This window comes from Allobosea sp. 01N443, from assembly GCF_056399325.1.
Genome location: NZ_JBFTRC010000352.1, coordinates 1 through 2,546 on the forward strand (window position 1 = coordinate 1; position 2,546 = coordinate 2,546).

The 2,546-nt window shown below is 62.3% G+C and carries 2 protein-coding genes; one reads left to right on the plus strand and one right to left on the minus strand.

The features are described from left to right. Nucleotides 1-447 precede the first annotated feature (447 nt). Nucleotides 448-1,514 (plus strand): IS630 family transposase gene (locus tag AC1DRP_RS36155; RefSeq protein WP_476771095.1). Its coding sequence is split into 2 segments (ribosomal slippage): nucleotides 448-934 and nucleotides 934-1,514, totalling 1,068 coding nucleotides; the frame shifts between segments, so codons are not numbered across the junction. 482 nt (nucleotides 1,515-1,996) lie between these two features. On the opposite strand, the gene AC1DRP_RS36160 is transcribed toward AC1DRP_RS36155, so the two are convergent. After that, the coding region (locus tag AC1DRP_RS36160) for an acid phosphatase (protein ID WP_476771094.1) at nucleotides 1,997-2,546 on the minus strand (550 nt) is incomplete at its 5' end.

Genomic DNA, 2,546 nt, shown 5'->3' on the forward strand with positions numbered 1-2,546 from the left:
ACCGTGGTCTTTCCTGTACCAATGGATCTGCTCGACCATCTGAAGCCGCAGCGGAGCGGAACAACGTGACCTTGGTCATCGCGTTGGAGAATGGCGCGCCAATCCAGGTGGTTTCTCAATGGCAAGGACATCGCCAACCGCAGCGTAGACTTTGTCGAGGGCTGCCGTCTGGACGAACCGCTGCAGCATCGTGATGTGCGGGCGGTGCGTTGCATCCAATGCGTAGCCCTTTGGGAAAACCTCGCGTAGGCGGGCATTGGCAGCCTACGCGTGTTTGACCATTGTTGCGTCCGGTTCCAGCGCGATGCCGATGGCCGTGACGGGATTTTCCTGCGCCGCCCCTGGGCCGGCCGGCAATCCTAAGCCTGTTACTAATACCAACGGCCACTGAGGCTGACTCACGGGGCCTTTTCGGCGATCGGTTTCGCTGATTCCATGGGCGCGACCATGGCTGCTGCGGTGAAGCTTCGTACGGACTACTCGGCCGTCGATCTGCGACGGCTCGCGGCGGGGTCGAGGCACGCCAACCAGAGCCGCCGGCTTCTGTCGCTGGCGGCGGTTCTCGATGGCATGGACCGGGAGCAGGCTGCGCGGATCGGCGGGATGGACCGCCAGACGCTGCGCGACTGGGTTCACCGCTTCAACGAAGGCGGCCCCGACGGGCTGAAGGACATCCGCTCGAAGGGACATCCGCCCAGGCTCTCGATCGATCAACTCGCCGCCCTGGCGACCATCGTCGAGACCGGCCCCGACCGCGCCGTCGATGGCGTGGTGCGTTGGCGGCGCATCGACCTGCAGAAGATCATCCTTGAGCGCTTTGGCATCGATTATCACGAGCGCACGATCGGCAAGTTGCTGAAGCAGATCGGCTTCTCCCATATCAGCGCGAGGCCCCATCATCCGGCGCAGGATGAGCGCGTGATCGAGGCGTTCAAAAAAACTTCGCGGCGACACTGAAGGCCCATCTCGCTCACATCCCCCGGCGCAGGCCGATCGGACTCTGGTTCCAGGACGAGGCCCGCATCGGCCAGAAGAACGGCCTCGTCCGGCAATGGGCCAGACGCGGAACCAGGCCGCGCCAACCGGCCGACCAGCGCTACGAGAGCGCCTATCTGTTCGGAGCGATCTGCCCGGCACGGGGCGTTGGCGCGGCGCTCGCCATGCCCTTCGCCGATACCTGCGCCATGCAGGCCCATCTCGATGAGATCGCCGTGGCGGTCGCCAGGGGCGCCCATGCCGTCCTGCTGCTCGACCGCGCCGGATGGCACACAACCGCCAAGCTCGTCGTGCCGAGAAACATCTCCCTGATCTTCCTGCCATCGCGCTCGCCCGAACTGAACCCGGTCGAGAACATCTGGCAATATCTGCGCGCAAACTGGTTCTCAAACCGCGTCTTCGACAGCTACGACGACATCATCGACGCCGCCTGCGAGGCATGGAACCGCCTCGTCGATCAGCCAAGAACCATCACATCCATCGGATTGAGACACTGGGCGCATATCGGTCAAGCATAAGGGCCGTTGGTATAACGGGCCATGAAGTTCAGATATTTATGCATTTTACTTCTTCCGCTTCAGACCGATGTGCTCGAGCGCGGCACGACCTAACGGATCACAATCGGCCGTCGATCAATGACGACGGGGCGCGGGCGAACGATCGTGCGAGGAGCGACCACAACGGGCGGGGGAGCAACGACGACCGGGCGAGGAGCGACAACCACGGGGCGCGGCGCAACGACGACGCCCCCCCCCAGCCCGAACGCAGCCGCCGAGCGGCCCGCGATAGAAGCCGACAGCGCATCCGCCCGCGACCTTTGTGACGCCGTATGCCTTCGCTTGCGAGAGAGCGGATGACATCGGCATCGCCTGCGCCCCCAACGATGTCAGGACGAGGARAGTAACGCCGATGGAGGTCAGGACAATTTTTGCGAGCATTTGATTCGGTTCCAATCTATTTCGAAATATGGCCGCGCAGCATCGAGCCGGTGCTTGGGGTCTTATTGCGCAGAGAACGCTGCGGCTTCCGCATCGCAGCCGCTAGCGGGCTTATTGGCTTGACGCATCTTTAAAACCTCTTCGCGCGCAGCCTTCATGTCGGCCACAAACGAGCCATCAGCGTGCAGTCGGGCGAAGGTCGCTGCGGCCATGGTCCGGCCCGCCTCAATATCGCTTTGCCAATGCGCGTTGCAGATGACCCGGCTCCGTCCAAATGCCAGGCCACGGGCCAGGAGTTCGTTCGAACGTTCCGGATTGATTTCCGCCAATGCAAGTGCCCAACCCCACCCGACTGCCGAATGGCCTGACGGATAGGATCCATCGGTCCGCAGAACACTYTCGTCGGCAGGCGTGCACGTGGTTTCGGAATGGGCCACGAAAGGACGAGTGCGGTGAAATTTGTTCTTCATGCCGTAGGTGGAGAGCCCCACATCCAGGAACATCCTCCGCATCAACGTATAGAGTTGGGGCGTGTTTTCCGCGTTGATCGAAAACCCCATGGCGCAAGAAAAATTCTTGGCCGGCTGCGGAAAGTTCAGATCGGCATCACGT